The sequence below is a fragment of the Desulfuromonas sp. DDH964 genome (assembly GCF_001611275.1).
In the GTDB taxonomy this organism is placed as follows: Bacteria; Desulfobacterota; Desulfuromonadia; order Desulfuromonadales; family DDH964; genus DDH964.
The window spans coordinates 940,744-964,283 of sequence record NZ_CP015080.1; the positions used below are offsets into that span (position 1 = coordinate 940,744).

The 23,540-nt window shown below is 63.6% G+C and carries 25 protein-coding genes; 9 read left to right on the plus strand and 16 right to left on the minus strand.

The window, feature by feature from the left end:
• Window positions 1-25 precede the first annotated feature (25 nt).
• The 6 genes from ablB to proV all read right to left on the minus strand — a co-directional run bounded on the left by ablB (window position 26) and on the right by proV (window position 6,629).
• The gene (gene ablB, locus DBW_RS04175; RefSeq protein WP_066724661.1) at window positions 26-868 is read right to left on the minus strand and encodes a putative beta-lysine N-acetyltransferase; all 843 of its coding nucleotides are present in this window, start codon (window positions 866-868) and stop codon (window positions 26-28) included.
• Window positions 858-2,174 carry a lysine 2,3-aminomutase gene (gene ablA, locus DBW_RS04180; protein ID WP_066724664.1) on the minus strand — a complete coding sequence of 439 codons (1,317 nt, stop codon included), beginning with the start codon at window positions 2,172-2,174 and terminating at the stop codon, window positions 858-860. Before ablA ends, ablB begins: the two co-directional genes overlap by 11 nt.
• Before the next feature lie 76 nt (window positions 2,175-2,250).
• Window positions 2,251-3,417 carry a hypothetical protein gene (locus tag DBW_RS04185; protein ID WP_066724668.1) on the minus strand — a complete coding sequence of 389 codons (1,167 nt, stop codon included), beginning with the start codon at window positions 3,415-3,417 and terminating at the stop codon, window positions 2,251-2,253.
• 35 nt (window positions 3,418-3,452) lie between these two features.
• On the minus strand, window positions 3,453-4,481 hold the full coding sequence (gene proX, locus DBW_RS04190; RefSeq protein ID WP_066724680.1) for a glycine betaine/L-proline ABC transporter substrate-binding protein ProX: 1,029 nt from the start codon (window positions 4,479-4,481) through the stop codon (window positions 3,453-3,455).
• 46 nt (window positions 4,482-4,527) lie between these two features.
• Window positions 4,528-5,379, minus strand: coding sequence for an ABC transporter permease (locus DBW_RS04195; protein ID WP_066724683.1), 852 nt, complete (start codon window positions 5,377-5,379; stop codon window positions 4,528-4,530).
• Window positions 5,376-6,629 (minus strand): glycine betaine/L-proline ABC transporter ATP-binding protein ProV, encoded by a 1,254-nt coding sequence (gene proV / locus DBW_RS04200; RefSeq protein ID WP_066724686.1) that lies wholly within the window; start codon window positions 6,627-6,629, stop codon window positions 5,376-5,378. Before proV ends, DBW_RS04195 begins: the two co-directional genes overlap by 4 nt.
• Before the next feature lie 484 nt (window positions 6,630-7,113).
• Between proV and DBW_RS04205 the strand changes: the two genes are divergently transcribed.
• The 4 genes from DBW_RS04205 to DBW_RS04220 all read left to right on the plus strand — a co-directional run bounded on the left by DBW_RS04205 (window position 7,114) and on the right by DBW_RS04220 (window position 11,865).
• The gene (locus tag DBW_RS04205; RefSeq protein ID WP_066724688.1) at window positions 7,114-8,211 is read left to right on the plus strand and encodes a phosphotransacetylase family protein; all 1,098 of its coding nucleotides are present in this window, start codon (window positions 7,114-7,116) and stop codon (window positions 8,209-8,211) included.
• Between the two features lie 176 nt (window positions 8,212-8,387).
• The gene (locus DBW_RS04210) at window positions 8,388-8,801 is read left to right on the plus strand and encodes a tautomerase family protein (RefSeq protein WP_066724691.1); all 414 of its coding nucleotides are present in this window, start codon (window positions 8,388-8,390) and stop codon (window positions 8,799-8,801) included.
• A gap of 190 nt (window positions 8,802-8,991) precedes the next feature.
• Entirely contained in the window at window positions 8,992-10,752 is a 1,761-nt protein-coding gene (locus DBW_RS04215) for a DUF4388 domain-containing protein (RefSeq protein ID WP_066724694.1), read from the plus strand.
• 42 nt (window positions 10,753-10,794) lie between these two features.
• The gene (locus DBW_RS04220; RefSeq protein ID WP_066724697.1) at window positions 10,795-11,865 is read left to right on the plus strand and encodes a type IV pilus twitching motility protein PilT; all 1,071 of its coding nucleotides are present in this window, start codon (window positions 10,795-10,797) and stop codon (window positions 11,863-11,865) included.
• A 78-nt stretch (window positions 11,866-11,943) separates the two neighbouring features.
• Here DBW_RS04220 and DBW_RS04225 read toward each other — a convergent pair whose 3' ends face one another.
• Window positions 11,944-12,924, minus strand: a complete 981-nt coding sequence (locus DBW_RS04225; protein ID WP_066724700.1) for a serine/threonine protein kinase — start codon at window positions 12,922-12,924, stop codon at window positions 11,944-11,946.
• 240 nt (window positions 12,925-13,164) lie between these two features.
• On the opposite strand from DBW_RS04225, the gene queF reads away from it, so the two are divergent.
• Window positions 13,165-14,004, plus strand: a complete 840-nt coding sequence (gene queF, locus DBW_RS04230) for an NADPH-dependent 7-cyano-7-deazaguanine reductase QueF (RefSeq protein WP_066724703.1) — start codon at window positions 13,165-13,167, stop codon at window positions 14,002-14,004.
• A gap of 80 nt (window positions 14,005-14,084) precedes the next feature.
• Here queF and DBW_RS04235 read toward each other — a convergent pair whose 3' ends face one another.
• Complete coding sequence (locus DBW_RS04235; protein WP_231875388.1) at window positions 14,085-14,780, minus strand: Bax inhibitor-1/YccA family protein; 696 nt, start codon at window positions 14,778-14,780, stop codon at window positions 14,085-14,087.
• A gap of 166 nt (window positions 14,781-14,946) precedes the next feature.
• Here DBW_RS04235 and DBW_RS04240 point away from each other — a divergent pair, with 166 nt between their 5' ends.
• Window positions 14,947-15,987: a zinc-dependent alcohol dehydrogenase family protein gene (locus DBW_RS04240; protein ID WP_197463727.1), complete on the plus strand. Its 1,041-nt coding sequence runs from the start codon at window positions 14,947-14,949 to the stop codon at window positions 15,985-15,987.
• A gap of 17 nt (window positions 15,988-16,004) precedes the next feature.
• On the opposite strand, the gene DBW_RS04245 is transcribed toward DBW_RS04240, so the two are convergent.
• Both DBW_RS04245 and DBW_RS04250 read right to left on the minus strand, forming a co-directional pair.
• Complete coding sequence (locus DBW_RS04245) at window positions 16,005-16,871, minus strand: response regulator (protein ID WP_066724707.1); 867 nt, start codon at window positions 16,869-16,871, stop codon at window positions 16,005-16,007.
• Between the two features lie 139 nt (window positions 16,872-17,010).
• Entirely contained in the window at window positions 17,011-17,391 is a 381-nt protein-coding gene (locus DBW_RS04250; protein ID WP_066724719.1) for a response regulator, read from the minus strand.
• A gap of 159 nt (window positions 17,392-17,550) precedes the next feature.
• On the opposite strand from DBW_RS04250, the gene ppnP reads away from it, so the two are divergent.
• From ppnP to DBW_RS04265, 3 genes are all read left to right on the plus strand, one after another.
• Window positions 17,551-17,880 (plus strand): pyrimidine/purine nucleoside phosphorylase, encoded by a 330-nt coding sequence (ppnP, locus tag DBW_RS04255; protein WP_066724722.1) that lies wholly within the window; start codon window positions 17,551-17,553, stop codon window positions 17,878-17,880.
• A gap of 22 nt (window positions 17,881-17,902) precedes the next feature.
• On the plus strand, window positions 17,903-18,223 hold the full coding sequence (locus DBW_RS04260) for a cytochrome b5 domain-containing protein (RefSeq protein ID WP_082820173.1): 321 nt from the start codon (window positions 17,903-17,905) through the stop codon (window positions 18,221-18,223).
• 205 nt (window positions 18,224-18,428) lie between these two features.
• Window positions 18,429-19,712 (plus strand): DEAD/DEAH box helicase, encoded by a 1,284-nt coding sequence (locus DBW_RS04265; RefSeq protein WP_082820174.1) that lies wholly within the window; start codon window positions 18,429-18,431, stop codon window positions 19,710-19,712.
• 88 nt (window positions 19,713-19,800) lie between these two features.
• Here the strand turns inward: DBW_RS04265 and DBW_RS04270 are convergent, their stop codons facing one another.
• The 6 genes from DBW_RS04270 to DBW_RS04290 all read right to left on the minus strand — a co-directional run bounded on the left by DBW_RS04270 (window position 19,801) and on the right by DBW_RS04290 (window position 23,207).
• Entirely contained in the window at window positions 19,801-20,364 is a 564-nt protein-coding gene (locus DBW_RS04270; protein WP_066724725.1) for a DUF3750 domain-containing protein, read from the minus strand.
• Complete coding sequence (locus DBW_RS04275) at window positions 20,354-20,623, minus strand: hypothetical protein (protein WP_157471751.1); 270 nt, start codon at window positions 20,621-20,623, stop codon at window positions 20,354-20,356. Before DBW_RS04275 ends, DBW_RS04270 begins: the two co-directional genes overlap by 11 nt.
• A gap of 71 nt (window positions 20,624-20,694) precedes the next feature.
• The gene (locus DBW_RS04280; RefSeq protein ID WP_066724734.1) at window positions 20,695-21,495 is read right to left on the minus strand and encodes a putative 4-mercaptohistidine N1-methyltransferase; all 801 of its coding nucleotides are present in this window, start codon (window positions 21,493-21,495) and stop codon (window positions 20,695-20,697) included.
• A gap of 105 nt (window positions 21,496-21,600) precedes the next feature.
• Entirely contained in the window at window positions 21,601-22,332 is a 732-nt protein-coding gene (locus tag DBW_RS04285) for a substrate-binding domain-containing protein (RefSeq protein ID WP_082820176.1), read from the minus strand.
• A 399-nt stretch (window positions 22,333-22,731) separates the two neighbouring features.
• Window positions 22,732-22,857, minus strand: a complete 126-nt coding sequence (locus DBW_RS19060; protein ID WP_257722364.1) for a hypothetical protein — start codon at window positions 22,855-22,857, stop codon at window positions 22,732-22,734.
• 149 nt (window positions 22,858-23,006) lie between these two features.
• Window positions 23,007-23,207: a cold-shock protein gene (locus DBW_RS04290; RefSeq protein ID WP_066724738.1), complete on the minus strand. Its 201-nt coding sequence runs from the start codon at window positions 23,205-23,207 to the stop codon at window positions 23,007-23,009.
• Window positions 23,208-23,540: the final 333 nt, after the last annotated feature.

Consider the following 23,540-nt stretch of genomic DNA (forward strand, 5'->3'; position numbering starts at 1 on the left):
GATGGATGGGTGGTCCGGCATCGGGTTACTCCACCAGCGATTTATACCAGACGTTCATGCTCTCCAGCTCACCGGAGATCTGGGTGTTGCGCGTTAGGGTGCCACCGAAGCGGTAGCCGCTCTTGGCAAAGGTGATGTTCATGCCGAAGGAATAGGCCCGGGCGATGGTGAAGGCGGTGACGATCCCTTCCTGAGCCGCGGCTCGTTCCAGCCGCGCGAGGAGGTAGTTGGCCAGACCGCGCCCCCGCTGTTCGGGGAGGGTGGCGAAATCGGTCATCTCGGCGTTGCGTCCGGCGAGGTCGAGTTCCGCCGAGGCGATGGCAACCAGCTCCCCCGCCGCGAAGATACCGTGGTAGCGGATGTGGCTCGCCATGGTGGTGCGCAGGTAGGCCGGGTCGTGAATCGGGAAGGGGTAGGTGGCGAAGACCACCCGGTAGACGGCGGCCATCGCCTCGCAGTCCTCCGGGCCCAGGGCCCGGTACCCGTAGCCAGGGGGGAGACTCAGCTCCTCCGGCGCCGCGCTCTTCTCGCGGGAGAGCTCCAGCACTTCGGTCACCCGCTGAGGCCGGGTCTCCCGGCGCCGTTCCGGCGAGAGGAATTTCCCCATGAAGTGGACATCGACCTCCCCCCGGTAAAAGTCCGGCACCGTCGCTTCGGGCTGGTAGCCGCGCCGGCGGAAAAGTTCTTCCCGGTCGTCGGGGACCTTGGCGAAAATCTTGGAGTAGCCCCGTTCATCGGCCAACTCTTCGAGGTAGGGGAGGAGCTCCGGCAGATCGTTGCGCGCCAGGCTCATCAGGTAAACCCGGTCGCTATGCTTGCCGTGCTGGATGGTGGAATTGCCAAAGGACTCGATCCGATCAGTGGTCATGACGGCGCTCCATGCGGCTGTTGTTCTCGGGGGTGAGGGAGATGGTGCGGTCGAAGTCGGAGAGGAGCATCTCGATCCCGGTCGAGCGGCACTCCTCGGCATCGCCCAGTTTCAGGTGGAGCCGGCAGTCGTCGCACTTGCGGTCGCAGAAGATCGGCTCGTAGCTGTTCGGCTCCTGGTAGGTGGTGATCACCCCTTCGTAGTTGCGCAGCACCACCTTGTTGGTCGAAATGGAGATCAGGTAGTTGGGAGAGAGGGGGATCTTGCCGCCGCCGCCCGGGGCGTCGACGACATAGGTCGGCACGGCAAAGCCGCTGGTGTGGCCGCGCAGGCTCTCCATGATCTCGATTCCCTTGCCGACCGGGGTGCGGAAATGGGAGAGCCCTTCGGAGAGGTCGCATTGGTAGAGGTAGTAGGGGCGGACCCGGTTCTCCACCAGCTTGTGGACCAGCGATTTCATGATGCGCGGGCAGTCGTTGATGCCGGCGAGGAGCACCGACTGGTTGCCGAGGGGGATGCCGGCGTCGGCCAGCATCCGCAGCGCCTCGCGGGAGGAACTGGTGATCTCGCGGGGGTGGTTGAAATGGGTGTTGAGCCAGAGGGGCTGATGTTTTTTCAGCACCGCCACCAGGCTATCGGTGATGCGGTAGGGGAGGACCACCGGCATCCGCGTACCGATACGGATCACCTGCACGTGGGGGATCGTCTTCAGCTCGCCGAGGATCCAGTCGAGGTAGCTGTCCGAGAGCATCAGCGGGTCGCCGCCGGAGAGGAGGACGTCGCGGATCACCGGGGTGTTGCGGATGTAGTCGATTCCCGCCAACAGTTCGGCTTTTTTCGGGATCGAGTCGACATCGCCGACCTTGCGCTTGCGGGTGCAGTGGCGGCAGTACATGGAGCAGACATTGCTGATCTGCAGCAGTACCCGGTCGGGATAGCGATGGGTGATCCCCGGCGCCGGGCTGTCCTTGTCCTCGGCAAGCGGGTCGCTCATGTCGTAGCTTTCGATCTCCAACTCCCGCGGTGACGGGAAGGCCTGCATGAAGACCGGATCGTTGCGGAAGTCATCAGCATCGACCAGGGAAAGGTAGTAGGGGGTGATGGAGAGGGGGAAACGCTTCAGGGTCAGCTCCAGTTTCTGCTTCTCCGCGCTGCTGAAACGGGTGCCGAGCAGTTCCTCGACGGTATCGATATCCTGGACTGAATGCTTGAGTTGCCAGCGCCAGTCCTTCCAGTTGGAGAGGGACGCGTCGATGTCACTGATGCGATGGGCGATATCCTGTTGTTTGCTGCTGTAAATGGGCAAGGTTAAACTCCCTTTTGGGTAATTTGGCTGGATTCGTGCTGCGGTAGTAATGACCAGCCAACCGGCCGCGAGGCCGTTAGAAATAATAGCCGAAGTTAATATTGATCCGGGTGTTGCGCTCGTTGTCCGGGGTGGTCGGATTGCCGTTCATGAAGATCATGTTCTCCCCGGAGATAACGTCGAAATAGGTATAGAGCGGCCCGGCGGCGACCATGGCGCCGACGACGTTCTGCCAGGCGGTGCCGAAGGAGCCCTCGTCGGGCTCGATGACGGTGTTGTCGGAGTAGACCTGGATGCTGTCGAGGGGACCCCAGTCGAGGGGGAAGGTGTAGGCGGCGTTGAAGATGCCGATCGACGCTTTTGCCGGCGCGTCCCAGGCCGCGGCGAAGGCGCCGACGTGAATCAGGCGGTTGTCGACCCCGGTCGGGTTCTCCAGGGCGTACTCGTAGGCTGCATATTCGAGCTGGACGTTGAGGTTGCCGTAATTTCCCACCAGGTGCACGGCGCTCGCCCAGTGGTCGCCCATGTCGCCGGTGGCGGTGTTGTAGACCTGGCCGTATTCACCCGACCAGCCGAATTCGGTGGCGCAGGTTTCGCTGTGCTGCAGAGTGTAGGCGAGCCGCAGGTTCCCCTGGTTGGTCTCCTCGTTGGCGTTGACCCCTTCGGTAATCAGGTCGATGGAGTAGCGCTCCTTGTCGCTGGAGTTGCCGAGCTCGGCATTCTTGTAGAAGGCGACGGCGATATCGAGGGGACCGGGGGTGTAGAGAAACTTCACCCCCATGTCGTAGTCATCTTCCAAGCCGAGGTAGTAAGCGCCGCTGAACCAGAAGTTGTGGGACGCGTAGGGCTGGATACCGAAGGGGACCTGCTGGATGCCGATCTGTCCCTGGAGGTCGTCGGAAAAGTTGTAGCCGATCCAGCCGTGATGGATGGTGTCGAAGTCATATTCGGGGTAGAAGCGATACTCCGCCGATAGCAGGATGTCGGCGACTTCGCCATCGAGATTGAGCCGGAACAGGTCGAAGGCAAAATCGCCCCCCTTGTCTTTGGATGCCGCGCTCCAGTCCTGGAGTCCGTAGTTCACCCGCAGGGCGCCCCCCAGCCTGATGCCGGTAGCGTCTTCGAGCTTTTGCAGGCGGCTGTCGAGGGCGTCCAGGGCCGAATCGGCGGCGAGGACGGGTGAAGCGACCGCCAGCAGGAAAATCATGGTCAGGGCAAGATGCAACAGTCTTTTCAAATGCAAGAGAGTCTCCTTTTGGCAATCAAGTGAATGGGGGATCATAGTGCGGCCTTGCGGGCTTCCGCCAGCCAGCCATCCCACTGCGGGCGATGCTTGGCGATCCACTCATCGGCCTGGCGTTCAATGTCATGCTGCGACTTTTCGCCATTCTCCATGCGGGCATTCTGCTCGTTGATATCGGCCAGGGGGAGGGTGAAAAGCTCGAAAAACTTCTTTGCCGCCGGGTTCTTGGCGAGGAATTTCTTGTTGGCGACAATCCGGATGTCGCTGACGACGAAGCCGAGCTTGGCCGGATCGCTCACCGCGCCCTGGACGCCGCTGACAGTCATGCGCTCCTTGCCGGTCAGCTGCGATTCGGTGGGGTTGATCTCCGGTACGTTGATCCACATGACATCCTGGCCCGGCTTGAGCTTGAAGATCGTCCAGTTCGGTGCCCAGGTGTAGAAGAACGCCGGTTTTCCGGCCTGGTATCTGGCCAGGGTCTCGGCCATGCTGGCAGAGTAGGACGCCTTGATCAGGTTGATATCATCGTCGAGGCCGTACACCTTCATGTGGTGGGCGATGACCTTCTCGCAGCCCCAGCCGGGGGGGCACGCGGTCAGGTCCGCCTTGCCGTCACCGTTGGCGTCGAAGGCCTGCTTGACTTCGGGACGACGGAAGTCATCGAGGGAGCGGATGTTGTATTTCTCCACATCCCGCTTCGAAACCAGATAGCCCTGCAGGCCACCGGCCTTGGAGACGTATCCGACCTTTTCCGCCCGTTCGTAAAAGTGTTTCGGCAGCTGGCCATCATGCATGGGGAACCAGCCGTTGGTCCAGTAGTCGAGGTCGCCGAGGGCCAGCGACTGGTAAAAAATCGGGTTGGTCAACTCCTTCGGGTTTTTTACCTTGTAGCCGAGCTCTTCCAGCCCCTTGCGTACCAGCACTTCCTGGAAGTAGCCGGTGTTCCAGGTGGCGCGGGCGGGCTGGACCGTAACGCCCTTGCCGGGCTGCTCGCTCGCTGCCAGGGCCGGTCCGGCCAGCATCAGGGCGAGCGCGATGGTGAACAGTTTCAAGCTTTTTCTCATCTTCAGCTCCTTTTTATTGGGTGCGAAACATACAGTTGCATTGATTTTAGTTGGACCTGCGTGGTTGCCCCATCCCCTGGGTGATGCGGTCGAGGATCATCGCCAGCAGCACGATGGCCAGACCGCCAATCGTCGCCAGGCCGATCTCCAGGGTGTTGAGCCCCTGGACCACCGGGCCGCCGAGACCGCCGGCGCCGATCATCGCCGCGATGACTACCATTGACAGGGCCATCATGATGGTCTGGTTGAGGCCGGCCATGATCGACGGCAGGGCGAGGGGGAACTGGACCTTGCGCAGCACCTGCCAGGGGGTGGCGCCAAAGGCGAGGGCCGCCTCGACCAGCTCCGGGTGGACCTGGCGAATGCCAAGGCTGGTGAGGCGAACGATCGGCGGCAGGGCGAAAACGATAGTCGCCAGGACCCCGGAAACGGTGCCGATGCTGAAGAGCATGACCACCGGGACGAGGTAGACGAAGGCCGGGGTGGTCTGCATGGCGTCGAGGAAGGGGCGCAGCAGCACCTGGAAGCGGTCGCTGCGCCCGGCCAGGATCCCGAGGGGGATGCCGGCCAGGGCACAGAAAAGGACCGCGCAGATAACCATCGACAGGGTGATCATGGTCTCTTCCCAGAGGCCGAGATAGCCGATAAGGAGCAGAGTGAGAACTGTGAAGACGGCGATCCGTTTCCCTGCGTAACGCCAGGCGGCGAGGGCAAGCAGCAGGATGAGCAGGCTCGGCGGCATAATGTCAAACAGCCATTGTAGCCCTTCCAGGGTCTTTTCGATCGGGACCTTGATGAACTGGAAGAGATCGCGGTAGTTATAGACCAGCCAGTCGACACCGGACTGGATCCAGTCGTCGAGGGGGATCAGTTTTTCATCGAAATTGAGCAGTCTCATGCGATCACCTTTTCAGATTGCGCCTCCGCTTCGGCCTCGGCGGTCTCCTGCTGACCCCGGTGCAGGGTGCGCAGAAAGAGGTTCTTGGAGATGACACCGAGATAACGACCGTCTTCGTTTACCACCGGGATCGGCCAGGGGTGGGCGGTGATTTCCGGGAGAATATCCTGCATCGAGTCGCTGGCGGTCACGGCCTTCGCCTGTTCCAGAAAGGCCGGGCTCAAATCCTTCCCCCCCCCACCATCGATCAGATCCTTGAGGCTGTCGGTCGAGACCACCCCCTTGAGCTGGCGCTCGGAATCGAGGACATAGCCGTAGGCGCGGTCCTGGCTGATCAGCCGCTGCAGGGCGGCCCGCGGTCCCTCGCCCTGGTGGCGGATGACGGTGACCTGGGTATCGCGGGCGATGTCGCCGGCGGTGAGGATATTGGTCGGGTCGACGCCGCGGAAAAAGGCGCGCACGTAGTCATCGGCCGGGTGCTGGAGGATCTCCTCCGGTGTGCCGACCTGGACCACCCGGCCTCCCTCCATGATGGCGATGCGGTCGCCGATGCGCATCGCTTCGTCGAGGTCGTGAGAGATGAAGACGATAGTGCGCTGGGCGCGGGCCTGGAGCTTGAGGAGTTCATCCTGCATCTCGGTGCGGATCAGCGGGTCGAGAGCGGAGAAGGCTTCGTCCATCAGCAGGACGTCGGGGTTGACCGCGAGCCCCCGGGCCAGGCCGACCCGTTGCTGCATGCCGCCGGAGAGCTCCCGGGGGAAGCTGTTGGCATAGCCGTCGAGGCCGACCTGGGCGAGGGCCTGCAGGGCCCGTTCATGCCGCTCCGGCTTGGGCATGCCGGACATCTCCAGGCCAAAGGCGGCGTTGTCGAGGACCGACAGGTGCGGCATCAGGGCAAAAGACTGGAAAACCATCCCCATCTTCTTGCGCCGCAGCTCTCGCAGCTGCTGGTCGTTCATGGTTGATACGTTGTCGCCATCGACGTAGATGGCGCCGGCGGTTGGTTCGATCAGCCGGTTGAGCATGCGCACCATGGTCGACTTGCCGGAGCCGGAGAGGCCCATGATGACAAAAATCTCCCCGACGCGAATCTCGAAGCTCGCCTCGTGAACGCCGACGGTCATGCCGGTCTTGCTATGAATCGTCTCCTTGTCCGCTCCGTCGGCGAGCATCTTCAGGGCCCTTTTCGGGTGCGGTCCAAAGATCTTGCTGACCGCTTCGACCCGTATTTTATTGACGTGCGATGGCATGCAGACTCCTGTCCTGCGACTTCCCGGGCGCCAGAAACGGTGGCACCTGGGGAATGCGCTGCGAAAATAGGGACAGGCCGCCGCGTGGAAAATATCCACTGGCTAATGGGGAGCTTTGCACGCGACGGCGTGCCCGGGATGAATCAACTGGTTTTTGCGGCTGGGCAACCCGCAACCGGAATAACGGGGGACTCCCGTCATTCGGTGCTGCCCAGAGAGGTTGAGGCGTTAAGATCCCGGGTCGGGCGACACGGGCAGAAAGCCTCATAGCGGGTTGAGGTCGGAACGCCCTGGCGGGGCGCCACCATCAATGGCTGAATATACCGTAATGATCAGGAAAGGTCAAATCGTCGGTCCTGCCCCCTGCGCGCGCGAAGCCGCTCCCTTCCCCTGGACCAGGGCTGACGGTTGCAATTCTTCTGGTAAGCTTAGGGGGTCGAAGCGCCACGACGAGAGCGCAACCCTTCCCAGGAGAGCATGCAAGATGGCCCGCAAGATCTTTGTCGCCGCGACCGGCCAGAACTGCGGCAAGACCACGGTCTGCCTGGCGCTGCTGCACCTGGCGCAGGCAAAATACGCCCGCGTTGGCTTCATCAAACCGCTCGGACCGAAGCCGGCCCTGCTGAACGGGCGGCCGATGGACAAGGACGCGGCGTTAATGGCCGAGGTCTTTGGTCTGAAGAAAGTCCTGCGCCACATGTCACCGGTGGTTCTCTTTCCGGAAACCACGCGCCAGGTCATCGACGGCCAGCTCGATCCCTCCGGTTACCGTGGGCAGATCGTCGCGGCCTGCGCCGCCCTCGAAAAGCAGTGCGATTTCCTCGTCATCGAGGGTTCCGGGCACCCAGGAGTCGGCTCCGTGGTCGGCCTCTCCAATGCCACTATCGCCGGCCTGGTCGGGGCGCCGGTCCTGCTCATCACCGGTGGTGGCGTCGGCAGCGTCATCGATGCGGTCACCCTCAACCGGGCGCTGTTCGAGAAGGAAGGGGTCGAGGTGCGTGCGGTGCTGGCGAACAAGCTGATCCCCGAGAAGCGCGACCCCACCCTCGATTACCTGCGCCGGGCCTTTGCCCGGGAGCCCTTCGCGCTCCTCGGCGGCTTCAACTACCAGCCGATCCTCGCCAACCCGACCCTGGGGCGCGTCGCCCGGCTGCTCGGCCTTGAGCTGCACGGCAACCGGCGCGAGGCGAAGCGGATCCTTCACCACGTCCAGATCGGCGCCGCCTCCACCCAGCGCGTCGCCGAGTTGCTGAAGAACGACTCGCTGCTGATCGTCACCAGCAGCCGCGACGAACTGCTGGTGACGATGGCCAACCTCTACCAGATTCCCGAGTACCGCTCCCGTATCGTCGGCCTGGTTATCCCCGGGATTCTGCCGATCAACAAGATCACCCAGCAGATCCTCGATCGCAGCAATATCCCCTACCTGCGCACCGCGAAGAATACCACCGCCGAGCTTTACCAGACCATCGTCGAGGATGTTTCCAAGCTGACCGCCGAGGACAAGGAAAAGCTCGATCTGGTGCGCAAGCTCGCCGAGTTCCGCTTCGATTTTGAAGCGATTGACAGGTTGTTCGCTTGAGGACAAGGTGGGAAGAAGACCCCAGGCGTTTCCCGCGGATCAAGTCCGATCACTTCAGTTAAAATTCGGATCGAGCCTTTCGCGATTGCCTGATCCAAACCTGATCGGACCGTACCTGAATGCTATATACACGCGAACTTCCGGCAGCATTCAACACCAGAGAGGAGGAGTGACCCATGCCCCATCTCCAGTTCGAAATAAACTTCCCCGTCGAGGAGGCCGACAAGGTTCTTTTTGCCGCCCGGATCAAGGCCCACTTTGCCGAGATCATGGACACCGGCACCGACCATATCGGCGTCACTCTGCGCTGTCTCGGGCGTAACGATCTCTCCTTCGGCCATGCCGATGACCCGGAGGCCGGTATCGCCTTCGTCAACGCCGACATCCGCGGCGGCCGCAGCCAGGAGCAAAAGCGTCGACTCTGCCTTGCCTTCATCGCCGAGCTGGGCCGGGTCTGGCAGGTGCCGCCGCAGAATGTCTACGTCATCCTGACCGAACACCCGGGCGAGCATTTCCAACTCCACGACCGCGTGCTTCCCGGCTGGTCGACCGGGGAGGACCCGCTCGCCGATCTGCCGGAAACCTGCTGACCTCCCAAAGGGAAGATTCCGGCCGAAGCCTGGTGGCAAAAGGGCAGCGGCCGCCGAAAAAATTGGACGCCAGGCGTGCGATGGAGGGTTGCCAAACGGCTCTGGTTTTGCGAGGATAGCAGCTTGCAGGTGATGGCTGGCGCCGCCCCTGCAACCGGACCGATCCCCCGCGCAGAGAGGGCCCAAGGCGATGTCGTTTACCGGCGACCTGGAACACCTTCCTATTGTTGACATCATTCAGCTGCTGCATGCGGCCCGCAAATCGGGGACCCTCACGGTACATAACAGCAAGGGGGACAACCAGCTGGTCTTTCGCGACGGCTTCATCGTCAGCGCCAACAATTCCCGCAACAACGTCCGCATCGGCCGCATCCTCCTCGAAATCAACGCCATCAAGGAAGCCGACCTCGAACAGGCCCTCGCATTTCAGAAGGCGGCCGGCGCCGATCGCAAGCCGCTGGTTACGACCCTGATCGAGCGTGGCCTGGTGGCGAAGGAAGATGCCTTCAAGGGACTCGAAATCCTCATCGAGAAGACCGTCCTCGAGATCCTGATCTGGAAGGAAGGGAGCTTCACCTTCGATGTTGACGTGGTCAATGTCGCGGACGAGTACCGCTACATCCCCGAGAAGATGAAGAAGGAGATCAACCTAAACAGCCAGAATGTGCTGATGGAGGCATTGCGGCTCTACGACGAAAAGAAACGGGACGGCGAACTCGAAACCGAATTCGAGGAAGAAGAGGCGAGCCTCCCGGTACTTGCCGCGGCCGCGCCGGTGGCGGCCGGCCCGGAAATTTCCGCCGACATTCTCGGCCTGGCCGACATCGACAAGCTGGAACGGAAAATCCCCGATGTCTTCATCGGACTCGCCGATCCCGAACCCGACCCGTTGGCCGACCTGCAGCAGCGGCTGGCGGAGAACGCTCCCGATTTGCCGCCGGCGGAGCGGGAAGAAATCGCCGGGCTGCTCGCGCCGCTGCTGGCCGCTTCCGGGCAGGAGAAGGGCGCCGGGGGCGCCACGGTGATTCTCTTCAGTGCCGACCCGCTCCTCGGCCAGGCCCTGACGCTTCTTTGTAAACAGGATGGCCTGCTGGTCTTCGCTACCGACGAAGTCCAGGACCTCGACATGATGCTGGCCCGTTCTCTCGGCAAGGGAATGCGGCCGCTGCTGGTCTTCGATCGCCCGGCCGCGGACGGTCCCTTCGCCGCCGGGGCCCTGGATGCGCTGCGCCGCCGTTTGCGGGACGAGGCCCCCCAGGCCTCCTGTGTCCAGCTGGTTGCCCCCGGGGACGCCGCGGCGGTCTATGCCGCCCATGCCACTGGCGCCCGGCTGACCCTGCCGCGCCCTGTTCCGGAAGGGGACGGCGCCGGATTTGGCAGGGCCTTCAATCGCTTCGTCCGGACCCTGGTGGTCGCCCTGCAGGACTGGTCGCGGGAGAGTGGCGAAGGGAAGGTGATGGCCCTGACCCAAGCCTGTTGCAGTTTGCGAGAGCTGGGTGAACCACGCGAGGTCGCCCTCAGCCTGCTCCGCTTCGTCTCCGGTCTCTGCCCCCGCGCCCTGATCCTGGTGGTCGGCCAGGGCGAGCTGGTGATCGATCGCGGTATCGGCCTGGCCGGAGGGGACGAGGCGCTGACCGGGAGTCGCTTTGCGATTACGGACGATTCGCTCCTCGCCACGGTCGCTGCCGGCGGACGCCCCTTCTTCGGGCCGGCCGCGGACCCCTGCCTCGCCGACCAGTTGCAACGCCTTCTCGGGCCGCCGGCGACACCCCAGGTTCTGCTCCTGCCGGTCCTCAGCTTCGGCAAGGCGCGGTTTCTGATCTACGCCGATTTTGCCGATGGTGCCAATACCCCTATCCCGCTCCCCCTTTGCGAGATTCTCGCTGTCACGGGGGGGCTGGTGCTGGAAAACGCTCTGTATCGGAAAAAATTACAGAAAGGTTCACTCTAGACCCCTGCGGGGTGGGTCGTCTACTTTTCACGAGGTCTTGCCATGGATGCCGCCAAACTGAACCAGATCCTGGAAATTGCATTCGAAAAACGGGTCTCCGATGTCCATTTCGAGGTCGACAACCCGCCGATCTTCCGCGGCCGCGGCCAGCTGATCCGCGCCAAGTTGCCCAACCTGACCGCCGAGGACACCGAGTTTATTGCCGCGACCATTCTCGCCCACAATCGCCGCGAGCTCGGCGCCGACTTCCGCGAGCAGGACGCCTCCTATGCCCTGGCCAACGGTGGCCGCTTCCGGGTCAGCCTCTTCCGCCAGCGCGGGGTTATCGGCATCGTCATGCGCGTCATCCCGCCCCGGGTCGGCACCTTCAAGGAACTCAACCTGCCGGCGGTGCTCGGCAAGATCGCCTGCGCACCCAACGGCCTGATTCTGGTCACCGGACCGACCGGTAACGGTAAGTCGACCACCCTCGCCTCGATGCTGCGCTTCCTCAATGAGAACTTCACCCACAACATCATCACCGTCGAGGACCCGATCGAATTCCTCTTCACCTCCAACAAGAGCTGCATCGTCCAGCGCGAGGTCGGCCTCGATACCGACAGCTTCAGCGTCGCCCTCAAGACCGCCCTGCGCATGGACCCCGACGTCATCATGGTCGGCGAGATGCGGGACACCGAGACCATCGACGCCTGCCTCAAGGCGGCCGAGACCGGCCACCTGGTCTTCTCCACCCTCCATTCCCCCAACGCCACCTCGGCCATCAACCGCGTCCTCGGCAGTTTCCCCCCCGAGTCGCAGGAGATCGTCCGCCAGCGCCTCGCCGACTGCCTGGTGGCGACGGTGTCACTGCGCCTGGTCAAGGACAAGAGCGGTGAGGCGATCCTGCCGGTGGTCGAAGTAATGCGTTCCACCACCACCATCCAGGCCTGCATCCGCGAGGGGCGGCTGGAGGAGATTGAGAAGAACGTCGAGAAGGGGCGCGACCAGTACAACATGCAGACCATGGACCAGCACCTGGTCGAGCTCTGCAAGCGCGGTATCGTCGCCATTGAGGAGGCAAAGCGCATCTCCCGTTCTACCGATCTCGAGCGCAAACTGATGATGGAGGGGTAAGGCAGCACGGAAGGCTGATTTCAGAAAGAGCAAGGGCGGCTAATTGGCCGCCCTTGCTTCGTCAGAGACAATTTTGATCTAGGGCAGTTCCAGGGGCGGCTCGACCAGGGCGGCCAGCTGCTCGCGCAGGGCGAGGATCTGTTCCCCCCAGTAACGCGGGGTGTTGAACCAGGGGAAGTGGTGGGGGAAGGCGGGGTCGTCCCAGCGCCGCGCCAACCAGGCGCTGTAGTGGAGCAGGCGCAGCGCGCGCAACGCCTCGATCAGGCGCAGCTCGCGGGGGTGAAAGTCGTGGAATTCGCTGTAGCCGTCGATGATTTCGGCGAGCTGCGCCGTCTGCCGCTGGCGGTCGCCGGAGAGCATCAGCCAGATATCCTGGATCGCCGGCGCCATCCGCGCGTCGTCGAGATCGACCAGATGCGGGGCACCGTCGCGCCAGAGGACGTTGCCGGCGTGACAGTCGCCGTGAGTCCGGATAAAGCGTGGCTTGACGGCGGCGAAGAGTTCTTCTATGGAGAGGAGCAGATCGTCGCTCAGCGCCCGGTAGTTGGCCTGGTATTCGGCGGGGACAAAATCCTCCAGGAGCAGGGCGACGCTCTCGCGGCCGAAGCTGAGGCTGTCCAGCTGCGGCCGGTGGGTAAAGGGACGGATCGCCCCGACGGCGTGCAGGCGTCCCAGTAGCCGGCCCATGATCAGCAGGTTGTCGAGGTTGTCGAACTCGGGAGCGTGCCCCCCCTGGCGCGGGCTGAGGGAGAAGGCGAAGCCGCCATACTGGAAGAGGGTTTCGCCGTCCCTGACCAGGGGCGCCACCACCGGCAGTTCGTGCTCGGCCAGTTCCAGGGTGAACAGGTGTTCCTCCCGCAGCTGGGCGTCAGACCAGCGTCCTGGCCGGTAGAACTTGGCGATCAGGGGAGGCGCGTCTTCGACGCCGACCTGGTAGACCCGGTTTTCATAACTGTTCAGGGCGAGAATGCGACAGTCGCAACGGTAGCCGCAGCTTTCCACCGCGGTCATGACCAGGTCGGGGGTCAGACTCTGATAGGGATGGCCGGCACGGGTCATGGCCGACCGGAAGTGAGAGGGTAGAATGGCATCATCGTCGTCCTTGCTGGCCGCAGCCGGGAAGATGAAATAAGAGTTGCTGTTTCCTTCCGCAGGTTGACCGTCGGTGGTGAATTCCCACCATACCCCCGTGCCGACCCTGCTGGCAAGCCTTGCATCGGGTGGTTGCTGCAATCCCCGTGCTGAAAGAGCATCCCTGCCGGCGGCAGGTTATTGACAAGCGCTTACTGCTGACCGAAAATGACCGCCATGGATGAACTGCACGCCCAGCTCCCCCTCGGCAAACCGACCGACTACGCTGCCGACTACGACCCCCGGCTGCTCTGCCCGGTGCCGCGCCACAACAAGCGTGCGGAGCTTGGCCTGGCCGGCGACCTTCCCTTCGGCGGCTGCGACCTCTGGACCGCCTACGAACTCTCCTGGCTCGACCCCCGGGGGAAGCCGGTGGTGGCGATGGGGGAGTTCCGTTTCCCCTGCACCTCCCCGCAGCTGATCGAGTCCAAGTCCCTCAAGCTTTACCTCAATTCCCTCAACCAGGCCCGTTTCGCCAACCTCGAGGAGGTGCGCCAGCTGCTTGCCGCCGATCTGCAGCAGGCGGCCGGGGCGCCGGTGGCGGTGGCGCTCTTTGCCGCTCCCGGCTTCGCCGGCCGCGAGCTGGCGCTGCTGCCGGGGCGCTGTATCGACGATCTCGAAATCGAGATCGCAACCTATGAACTCAGCCCGCAGCTCCTCGCCGGGGCGGCCGACCCCGGCCAGGTGGTGGACGAGGAGCTGCACAGTCACCTGCTCAAGAGCAACTGCCTGGTCACCCGCCAGCCCGACTGGGGGAGCGTCCTGATCCGCTACCGGGGGGGGCGCATCGACCCGGCGGCGCTGCTGCGCTACCTGGTCTCCTTTCGCCGCCACAACGAGTTTCACGAACAGTGCGTCGAGCGGATCTTCGTCGATCTGCAACGCTACTGCTGCCCCGAGCAGCTGACGGTCTACGCCCGCTACACCCGCCGCGGTGGCCTCGATATCAACCCCTTTCGCAGCAATTTTGAGGCTGAGGTGCCGAACCTGCGGCTGGCCCGCCAATAACGGATTACTCGCCCGTAAAACGCGACAAGGGACCGGCTGCTGCAGCCGGTCCCTTGTCGCGTTTTACCGAATGGCGCGGTCTAACGCCTGCGGCCGAAGACTCGCAGCAGCAGCAGGAAGAGGTTGACGAAATCGAGATAGAGGGTCAGCGCACCGAGAATGGCCGCCTTGCGATGCTCCGCGCCGCTCAGGCCGGCAGCGCCCAGGTTCTTGATCTTCTGGGTGTCGTAGGCGGTCAGGCCGACAAAGATGAAGATGCCGAGATAGGTGGTGACCCAGTAGATCATGGCGCTTTGCAGCCAGAGGTTGACGAGCGAAGCGAGCAGGAAGCCGACCAGGCCCATGAAGAAGAAGCTCCCCCAGGAGCTGAGATCGCGCTTTGTCAGGTAACCGTAAAGGCTCATGGCGCCGAAGGTGCCGGCGGTGACGAAGAAGGCGCTGGCGATGGAGCTGCTGGTGTAGGCGAGGAAGATGGCGGCGAAGGTGACGCCGGAGAGGGCCGAGTAGAGCAGAAAGAGGCCGGTGGCAGCCGTCGCGCTGAGGCGGCGGATGGCGGCGGAGAGGGCGATGACGAGGCCGAATTCGGCGATGATCAGGCCAAAGAAGACGAGCCGGTTGCCGAAAACCAGCTGCAGCATGGCCTGGCTCGAAGCGGTAAAGAGGGCGACCACGGCGGTGAGGCCGAGACCGGCGGTCATCCAGCCGTAGACGCTGGTGAGAAAGCTGCTGGCGCTGGTGACGGTCGGACGGGCAGTGGCGGGAAACGGGTGTTCCACGATGAATCCTCCTGGGTGACGGTTGGCGCTGCGCTGCGAGTATAGCAGCAGCGGCCTGGCGAAGGGAACCGGAATCGGACCGGCTGCCCGGGCTTGACCGCGACGGTTGGTGCGGGTATCTCTAAGGTAGGGCTGCGGGTGAAGCTGGCGCGGTCGGGGAGGATGCATGGCCGAAACGATGCGAGGCATGCTGCTGGAGCGGATCGTATCCCTGGCGGACTGTTCGGAACCGCTGCGGCTGGTGGAGTGGCCAATTCCGGACCCTGGCCCGGGCGAGGTGCGGGTCGCGGTCACTGTCTGCGGGGTATGCCATACCGAACTCGACGAGGTCGAGGGGCGCACCCCGCCGCCGCGGCTCCCCGTCATCCCCGGGCACCAGGCGGTCGGTCGCGTCGACCGGCTCGGCGCCGGGGTGACCGACCTCGCCGTTGGCAGCCGGGTCGGTGTCGCCTGGATTCATTCCGCCTGCGGGAACTGTTCCTGGTGCCGCGAAGGGCGGGAAAATCTCTGCCCTGAATTTCGCGCCACCGGTCGCGATGCCGACGGTGGTTACGCCGAGTATCTGGTAGTCCCCGCTCCCTTCGTTCACCCGATCCCCGACGCGCTTGGCGATGCCACGGCCGCGCCGCTCCTCTGTGCCGGGGCGATCGGCTATCGCTCGCTGCGCCTGGCCGCACTCACCGGCACGGCCCCCCTCGGTCTGACCGGGTTCGGCGCCTCCGCCCACCTGGTTCTGAAACTGGTACGTCATCTCCATCCGCAGCTGCCGGTTTTCGTCTTTGCCCGCAGCGCCGAAGAGCAGCAGTTTGCCCGCGATCTCGGCGCGGCCTGGGCAGGAGGGACGGAGGCGCCGCCACCCGAGCCGATGCAGGCGGTCATCGATACGACCCCGGTCTGGCGTCCGGTGGTCGCGGCGCTGCGCCATCTCGCCCCGGGTGGGCGGCTGGTGATCAACGCCATTCGCAAGGAGGAGGGCGATCGCGAGCTGCTGGCCGGTCTCGACTACCCGCGCGACCTCTGGCTGGAGAAGGAGATTCGCAGCGTCGCCAATGTCACCCGCGCCGATGTGCGCGAGTTTTTGGCCCTGGCCGCCCGCGTGCCGATCCACCCGGCCTGCAGCGAATACCCGTTGGCGGCGGCGAATCAGGCGCTGCAGGAATTGAAGGCGGGAAAGATCCGCGGCGCCAAGGTGCTGCGGATCGGGTGACGCTGGCGGGATGGTGATCAGAAGAGGCGGTACTGGTGCTCGTAGAAGTGAAAGGCGCGTTTGACCCGGGCCAGCACCGAGCCGGCGGTGAAGGGCTTGAAGATGACATCGAAAAAGCCGGTCTGAAAGGCCTTGAGTTCGTCTTCCTCGCTCTTGGCCTTGCCGGTGATCATGATCACCGGGATGAAACTGGTCTCGGGAATGTTCTGCAGCGCTCCGAGCAGGCCGTAACCGTTGAGCAGCGGCATCTCGAGGTCGGAGATGATGACATGCGGGCTCTGGGCGATCACCTGCTTGAATGCTTCCATGCCATCCTTGGCCTTGAGAACCCGGTAGCCGGCGCCGCTGAGGATATCGCCAAGCATGGTACGGATCAGCTTGTCGTCATCGACGACCAGGACGGTGCGCTCGCTGGGGCGGGTCGCCCCCTTGTTCAGGTAGCGGTAACAGATCGCCTCGCGGATATCCTGCTTGGTGGCGACAAAGGGGACGATCTCCATGCCGGTATCGGCAGCCAGGTTCTCGATGACGCGGTTGTCGGCGGGGTCGGCCATTGCCACTGCCAGGCGTCCCCCCTCGCTCTTGATCGGGAAGATGAGGTGCTGCATGGCGACCTCGACCGGGATCATCTCGAGGACGGCGTTATCGACCTTGATGCGGGGGAGATTGGGAAGGAGGCGGCAGTCGTACTGGGTGGCGAGGGCAATGGCCAGTTCCTCACCGGTGATCAGCTCGAGATCCTCGAGTACGCTGCCGAAGCGCCGCCCGAGCTGCCGGGAACGTTCCAGAATCCGCTCCCGGGTCTTCTCGCTGATAATGCCCTGTTCGACGAAGATTTCGCCGAGGGTCCGGCGGGGTTCCTTGGCGGGCGGCGTTTCGCTCATGGTTCAGACTCCGTCGGCGCGAAAAGGGCGCCTGCCTGCGTGGCGGCGCGGTTGCCTGAGCAAAGATAACGATTTCACCCGGAACTGTCAACGCAGGGCTTGCGGCGGCGTAGACCGGTCGCCAACGCGGGCGCGCAGCTCAGATCCGGCATTTGAGCTGCAGCGCGCTGAAAACCATGTCGAGGACCTCCTTCTGCCGGGCCTCGTGCTTGTTGAGGACGGCGAGACAGCTCCCCATCGGGAAGCGCTGGTGGAGGTAGTCGGCATCACGGGCGGAGAGGATGATGATCCGGCGCTTGTCGAGCCCTTTTTCGGTGGCGTAGGCAAGGATCTTGCTGCCGTCGATGCCGGGCATCTCGAGATCGACCAGCAGCAGGTCGAGGTCGGGGGTGATCGCCGCCAGACCGCGCAGCGGATCGGGGCAGGTCTCGATGACCAGATCCGGGCAGCGGCCGGCGACATAGTCGCGCAGGAACTGGAGAAAGATCCGGTCATCATCAATAATCAGGACTTTGTGCATGGAGTCGATCCCGTCGTCAGCCATTTCCCCCCGGCCCGAGTTGGGGCAAAATAGCCGATTCGGCCCGGCCTGTCAATTCCGGCGGAATCCGCTTGCCGGGAGGTGGCGGGTTGTGATAACAAGCGGGACGTCCCCCTTAAACCCGGCAAGGAGCCACCGATGACTTACATTTCCCCTTCCCAGTTTGCCAATGTCAGCGTGACATGCAAGGCCAATCTCTATTTTGACGGCCGGGTTGTCAGCCATTCCCTGACCTTCGCCGACGGCAGCCGCAAGACCCTCGGCCTGATCTATCCCGGCAGCTACCGTTTCAATACCGAGGCCGCGGAGAAGATGGAAATCATCTCCGGCAGTTGCCGGGTCAGGATCGGTGGCCAGGAGAAATGGATCGGTTTTGCCGCCGGCACCTGGTTCGAGGTTCCGGGGAATTCCTCCTTCGAGATCGCCGTCGAGGAGGGCATAACCGAATATGTCTGCTCTTTTGTCTGAGCCGGCCGCCACGGGAGGGAGCATGACCAGCGAGGAGTTGCGCCGATTTGACGGCCGCGATGGCCGCCAGGCCCTGGTTGCCGTCAACGGCAAGGTCTACGATGTCACGGCCAGCGCGCGCTGGCCTGACGGCCTGCACGAGGGGCTGCACGCCGCCGGCGCCGATCTCAGCGCAGCGCTCTTGACAGCGCCCCATGTTCGTGCCGTGATCGAACGCTTTCCGGTGGTCGGTGAACTGGTGGATCCGCTGCCGGCGGCCCCCTCCCGGTTATCACCGCTCCTCCTGGCCGCGGTCCTGGTGCTGGTGGTTGCCGTCCTGTTGCTGGTCTATTTCCTGCGCTGAGTTGCTCTGGCAACGGGCGTCGGCAGCTAATTCACTTGACAGCAATGGGCGGCACTGCTAGTCTTGCCCCCAAGTATCACCGCTCCCCGCAACGCATCGATGAAAATTACCCATCCTGCAGGCCCCGGTATACCGACCGGGGCCTGATTTTGTTGCGGCTTTACCCCACGCTTTCGGAGCTCTCCGGAAGCTTTGAAAGGGCACCATGAATTTCAGCAGTTTCCAGTTCCACCCCAAGGTTGCGGCCGGCATTGCCGCTGCCGGCTTCACCACCCCCACGCCGATCCAGGCCCAGGCCATCCCCCGGGTCATGGCCGGTCGCGACATCATGGGCCTGGCCCAGACCGGAACCGGCAAGACCGCGGCCTTCGGGCTGCCGATCCTGCACCGCTTGTTGCAGGGGGAGCGCGGTCATGTGCGCGCCCTGGTCATCGCCCCGACCCGCGAGCTGGCCGAGCAGATCCACGTGGCGATTTCCGCTTTCGGCAGCGAGACCGGTCTGCGCAGCGCCACCATCTACGGCGGCGTCGGCATCAATCCGCAGGTCCAGAAGCTGAAGCGCGGCGTCGAGATCGTCGTCGCCTGCCCGGGGCGCCTGCTCGACCATATCCGGCAACAGACCATTGACCTCTCCCGCGTCGAGGTGCTGGTTCTTGACGAGGCCGACCAGATGTTCGACATGGGATTCTTTCCCGACATCCGGAAGATCCTCGGGCATCTGCCGCGGCAGCGCCAGAACCTCCTCTTCTCGGCGACCATGCCGGTAGCGATCCGCAAGCTCGCAGCCGAGGTCCTGACCGCGCCGGAGACGATCCAGGTCGATACCCTGGCGCCGGCGACGACCGTCAGCCATGCCATCTACCCGGTCGCCCAGCACCTCAAGACCGACCTGCTGCTCGAACTGCTGCGGCATACCGATACCGGCTCGGTCCTGATCTTCACCCGGACCAAGCACCGCGCCAAGCGGCTGGACGAAAAGCTCTGCAAGAGCGGCTTCAAGGCCGCCTCGCTGCAGGGGAACCTCTCCCAGTCGCGGCGCCAGGCGGCCCTTGACGGGTTCCGCGATGGCCGTTTCCAGATCCTCGTCGCCACCGACATCGCCGCCCGCGGCATCGATGTCTCGCAGATTTCCCATGTCATCAATTACGACATCCCGGCGACCACCGAGGCCTATATCCATCGGATCGGCCGCACCGGCCGCGCCGCCTGCAGTGGCGATGCCTTTACCCTGGTGAGCAGCGAAGACCGGGCGATGGTGCAATCGATCGAGCGGGTCCTCGGCAGTGCCATCGAGCGGCGCACCCTGGCCGCTTTCGATTACAACCAGGCCGCTCCCGAGCGGCCCAAAACGGCAGCCGGCGCACCCCGTCAGCCGCGGCCCGAGGCGGCCCGGCGCAGCAAGTCTCCGGCCTCCCCCGCGCGCTCGCCGCGGCGTGGACCCCGCCAGGGCGGGGCTGTCGCCTCCCGCAACTCCGCCCGCAATAGCTGAGCGGCCGCGGCAGGTTATCGGCACAACGAGAACAGGGCGTCCTTCGGGGCGCCCTGTTCTCGTTGTTAATCGGTTGACGTCGTTACTGCTAATGGCGATCGAGATAGCCGCTGCCAATGGCCGAGAAGGGGAGGTCAAGCTTCAGGTCTGGCACCTGGCTGCCGATCCAGGCGGTGAAGGTGTTGCTGTTGGGGCCGGGAAAGGCGCTGTAGGTCTCGGGCCAGGGATAGCTGCGTGCGGCCCGGTCGACCGCCGTGATCAGGGCGTCGACCTCGGGGCCACGCTGGTCGCTGATCAGCCACGGCCGCTCTCCGTACCAGAGCCGGTCCGGGAGGTCCTGTTCGATGCGCAGCACCGGCAGACCACGATGCTGGCGCCAGCCGATGACCTCATAAACGGTGTATCCGGGAGCGTTGGTCGGTTTGGCCGCCAGCCAGGTGTGTACGGCGAACCAGCCGCGCCAGCCCCAGGCCCGGGCGGCGTAGACCTGCAGCACCGCCTCCCGGGTCACAGCCGGGTCGGGGGCGAGTCCCGCCGGGGCGCGGCTGGCGGTGCGCCAGTCTTCGCCGGAACAGGCGCCGAGGAGCAGGAAGCAGAGGCCGAGAGCGAGGCCTGCCTGGCGTCGGGTTGGCGCAGACGCCTCAGGCGTCATTGCCGACTTCGCGGGGTGATGGCGGTTCATGCTGCCGGCCGCAGCAGCCGCCGGCGCAGGCTTTCTCCTGCAGCAGTTCGTCGATGCGGGCGTCGAATTCCGCTTCGATGGCATCGAGCAGCGGCGCCAGCTGGTCGGCGCTGATTCCGCCGCCACACTGGGGGCAGGTGTTGTACCTGGCGCGGAACCAGGCGAGGGGCTGGTAGAGGCCGGCCTGGCAATTCGGGCAGGGGAGTTCGATCATTTCCGCTAGCGACACGAGGGGCTCCTTGCAGGGATGGATTTTGTTCAGCATAGCAGCAGAGCGGTCCTCTTGACCAGTGGTTTGCCTCAATGGTCCCGGCGCCAGATTGTCACCTGGGAGATGTTGACCTGGAATTTGCGGGCCGTCTCGCGCAGGACGGACTCGACCTCCTGCGGTGGCTGAATCATGGTGAAGCGCTGCTCGAGGTGTTCACCGAGGCCGGCCAGAGAGGTGAGAGGGACGCCGCAGCGGTAGCGGCCGCCGAGCCAGTTGCGCCGCGGTGTGAATTCCTCCAGCCAGGTGTAGGGGGAGGCGATGACGAGCAGGCCGCCAGGGACCAGGCGCTGGTGAATGCCGGCGAGGAAGCCTGCCGGATCGCCCAGGCGGTCGATGAGATTTGCGGCCAGGATCAGGTCGTAGCCGGTCTGGTGGGGCTGAAGGTGCCGGGCATCCCCCTGGTGAAAGAAGACCCGCGCGGCGGCATGGGCCAGCCCCAGCTCCTGCAGCGAGACTTTTCGCTCGGCCAAAAATTCGCCCTCTTCGGTCAGCTGGTAACAGAGGGTGCCACGCTCCTGCAGGCGCCGGGCGGTGTCGATGAAGGGGCGGGAAAAGTCGATTCCGGTAACCTGCTCGAAGCGGGCGGCCAGTTCGAAACTGGCGCGGCCGACGGCACAGCCAAGGTCGAGGGCCCGATGCCGTGGTCGCCCGGCCATCGCCTCACAGCAGATCCGGGCCATGCGGGCCGGAAAGTTCTCCACCCCGAATTTGTCGGGCCCGAAGTGGGCGTCACAGTACTGGGCGATGGCGCTATCGGAGGCGTAGCGAAGCTGGCATGCCGTCAGGGCGGCAAGGTCGGAGGGGCACGGCTCGGCAGGGTGATTCACCATACGGAGTCCGGTCGCAGGGAGGGGTCACGGCGGTCCCGGTTGCCGGTGTTGCCTGGAACTATATAAAAGAATGGCCCGGATGTCGAGGATTTGTGCCTGCCGGGTCTAGTACCAGCCGTGTTCTGCGAAGATTTGCCGGGCCTCCGAGGATTTCAGGAAGGTGAGAAATTGCAGTGCCTCGGCGCGGTGGGGGGTTCTTAGGGTCAGCGCCATCGGGGTGTAACGCAGTCCCGCCGGACCGGGGATTTCCACAAAGTCTGCTTCGTCTTCCAGCCAGAGGTGCCAGGAGCGGTAAGTGACCCAGGCGTCGATCTCCGGTGTGGCCAGCCAGGCGCTAACCCCCTGCTGGCCGGTGAAGACAAAGTGTCTGATTTGGCCCGGCCGGGCCTGCTCGCCGTGGAAGTGGCGCATCCGCTCCAGCTTGACGTCAAGCAGGTCAATGCCGTCGCGACTCAGGTCGGCAAAGGTCTGGATGCCGTGCGGATTCCCTTTGCGTACGACAACGCCGATGCGGCGGGGGTGAAGGTTTTCGGCCGTGCTCAGGTCGAGCAGGTCGGGATGGCGGTCCACCAGGTCTTCCAGCATGTACTCGGCGCCGCCATAGTAGAGGTCGCCATCCTCGTGAAGCTTTCTTTCAAGCTCGCGGGGCATGGCCTTGATTACTGCGACCTCGATGCCGTGGCGCTCCCGGAAGAGTTCAGCGCATTCCTCGAGGACATGGTGCGGTCCTCCCGGACCATAGACGCGCAATAATTTGGGCGATTCGTTCATCGACGCCCCGGCACTCAGCGCCTGCAGCAGCACCACGAAAAAAATCACCCACCCTTTTCCTGCCATGAATCACTCCCCAGCTCTCGGTCTCTGCGCCTTTGTCCCTTCACCGGTGACATTCCGGGAAAAGACCGAGGGCTCCGCTCCCCCATTGGCCGGAAACGGCCGTTCATCCCGGCCCGGGGGCACGATTTCACCGGGAGGTGAATCGCGACCCGAGGGGCGGGTGGCTGCGGGTTAAAGGGAAAGCAATCGATGTGCCAATATTAATCAAAAGTTGGGTTCAATTCCCCGCAGCTTGCTGCGCGATTTTTACTAAGGGTGTAGGCTGTTGATACCCCGTAGCTTGCTGCGGGGTAGTTCATTGTATTTCGGCTCATTGCCTGGAAGGGCGTGCCAAAGGCGGGTCGGGCAGGTAACTCTGGGTGGGATAGGAGTAGTGGGACAGGGGAGGGGGCCCCGGCCTCATTCCTCGGTGGGCGGCTCTTCGCTCTTCTCTTCCTGCTTGCGCTTGGCCTTCTCTTCTTTTTTCGCCTTTTTGGCCAGTTCCTTCTGGCGTTTTTCAAAGTTGTAATTCGGTTTTCGCGCCATCTATTCCTCCTCGCGGGGTTTTCTCCCGCTATCGTTTCAGGGTTTGGATCACGCCAAGCAAAAGAGCCCCACGCATGACGCAGGGCTCCTTTGCAGGGCGAGGGTAAAACCCGGGCAGGTGCCATCCGCGTCATGCGGATGGCTGGTGCCTAGATTTTGTTGACATTGGCCGACTGCGGACCCTTCTGCCCTTGGGTGACATCAAAGCTCACCCGGTCTCCCTCGGCGAGGGATTTGAAACCATCACCCTGGATCTGGGAAAAATGTACGAATACGTCAGGACCATTGTCCTGCTCGATGAAACCAAAACCTTTTGCGTCGTTGAACCATTTCACGGTGCCTTCTGCCATCTTCTTTTCTCCATGTTCCCGGTAGGGAACGATTCTCGTCGTGCACTTCCTTCACCCGAAAACCAAAAAACACACAGCCCAAGGGGGACTGTGTGTTGATCCATCTTGACACCTTGTCAATGCGGCGGATGACGAAAAAACCTACACAACCTTAGCTTAAGTGAAGCAACCCTACCACGCTGGGCCGCAACTACGCAAGAACTAAATATTCGGCCAGAATCGGCTCCGTCTCCAGCCTGCGCCGGGAGTTGGTCGTTGACCGTGGTCCCCGAATCGGCGACACTACCAGCATGGGGCGGCAGACTGCGCCTTGGGGCGCGACAGGTCCCGATC

Bases quoted from the DNA above. Each gene is read 5' to 3' on its own strand.
- DBW_RS04225 (WP_066724700.1), bottom strand. From the start codon at position 12,924: ATGACCCGTGCCGGCCATCCCTATCAGAGTCTGACCCCCGACCTGGTC.
- ablB (WP_066724661.1), bottom strand. From the start codon at position 868: ATGACCACTGATCGGATCGAGTCCTTTGGCAATTCCACCATCCAGCAC.
- DBW_RS04260 (WP_082820173.1), top strand. From the start codon at position 17,903: ATGACCAGCGAGGAGTTGCGCCGATTTGACGGCCGCGATGGCCGCCAG.
- DBW_RS04290 (WP_066724738.1), bottom strand. From the start codon at position 23,207: ATGGCAGAAGGCACCGTGAAATGGTTCAACGACGCAAAAGGTTTTGGT.
- queF (WP_066724703.1), top strand. From the start codon at position 13,165: ATGACCGCCATGGATGAACTGCACGCCCAGCTCCCCCTCGGCAAACCG.
- ppnP (WP_066724722.1), top strand. From the start codon at position 17,551: ATGACTTACATTTCCCCTTCCCAGTTTGCCAATGTCAGCGTGACATGC.
- DBW_RS04205 (WP_066724688.1), top strand. From the start codon at position 7,114: ATGGCCCGCAAGATCTTTGTCGCCGCGACCGGCCAGAACTGCGGCAAG.
- DBW_RS04215 (WP_066724694.1), top strand. From the start codon at position 8,992: ATGTCGTTTACCGGCGACCTGGAACACCTTCCTATTGTTGACATCATT.
- DBW_RS04270 (WP_066724725.1), bottom strand. From the start codon at position 20,364: ATGACGCCTGAGGCGTCTGCGCCAACCCGACGCCAGGCAGGCCTCGCT.
- DBW_RS04240 (WP_197463727.1), top strand. From the start codon at position 14,947: ATGGCCGAAACGATGCGAGGCATGCTGCTGGAGCGGATCGTATCCCTG.
- proX (WP_066724680.1), bottom strand. From the start codon at position 4,481: ATGAGAAAAAGCTTGAAACTGTTCACCATCGCGCTCGCCCTGATGCTG.
- DBW_RS04265 (WP_082820174.1), top strand. From the start codon at position 18,429: ATGAATTTCAGCAGTTTCCAGTTCCACCCCAAGGTTGCGGCCGGCATT.
- DBW_RS04245 (WP_066724707.1), bottom strand. From the start codon at position 16,871: ATGAGCGAAACGCCGCCCGCCAAGGAACCCCGCCGGACCCTCGGCGAA.
- DBW_RS04210 (WP_066724691.1), top strand. From the start codon at position 8,388: ATGCCCCATCTCCAGTTCGAAATAAACTTCCCCGTCGAGGAGGCCGAC.
- DBW_RS04280 (WP_066724734.1), bottom strand. From the start codon at position 21,495: ATGGTGAATCACCCTGCCGAGCCGTGCCCCTCCGACCTTGCCGCCCTG.
- DBW_RS19060 (WP_257722364.1), bottom strand. From the start codon at position 22,857: ATGGCGCGAAAACCGAATTACAACTTTGAAAAACGCCAGAAGGAACTG.
- DBW_RS04285 (WP_082820176.1), bottom strand. From the start codon at position 22,332: ATGGCAGGAAAAGGGTGGGTGATTTTTTTCGTGGTGCTGCTGCAGGCG.
- DBW_RS04195 (WP_066724683.1), bottom strand. From the start codon at position 5,379: ATGAGACTGCTCAATTTCGATGAAAAACTGATCCCCCTCGACGACTGG.
- DBW_RS04250 (WP_066724719.1), bottom strand. From the start codon at position 17,391: ATGCACAAAGTCCTGATTATTGATGATGACCGGATCTTTCTCCAGTTC.
- proV (WP_066724686.1), bottom strand. From the start codon at position 6,629: ATGCCATCGCACGTCAATAAAATACGGGTCGAAGCGGTCAGCAAGATC.
- DBW_RS04220 (WP_066724697.1), top strand. From the start codon at position 10,795: ATGGATGCCGCCAAACTGAACCAGATCCTGGAAATTGCATTCGAAAAA.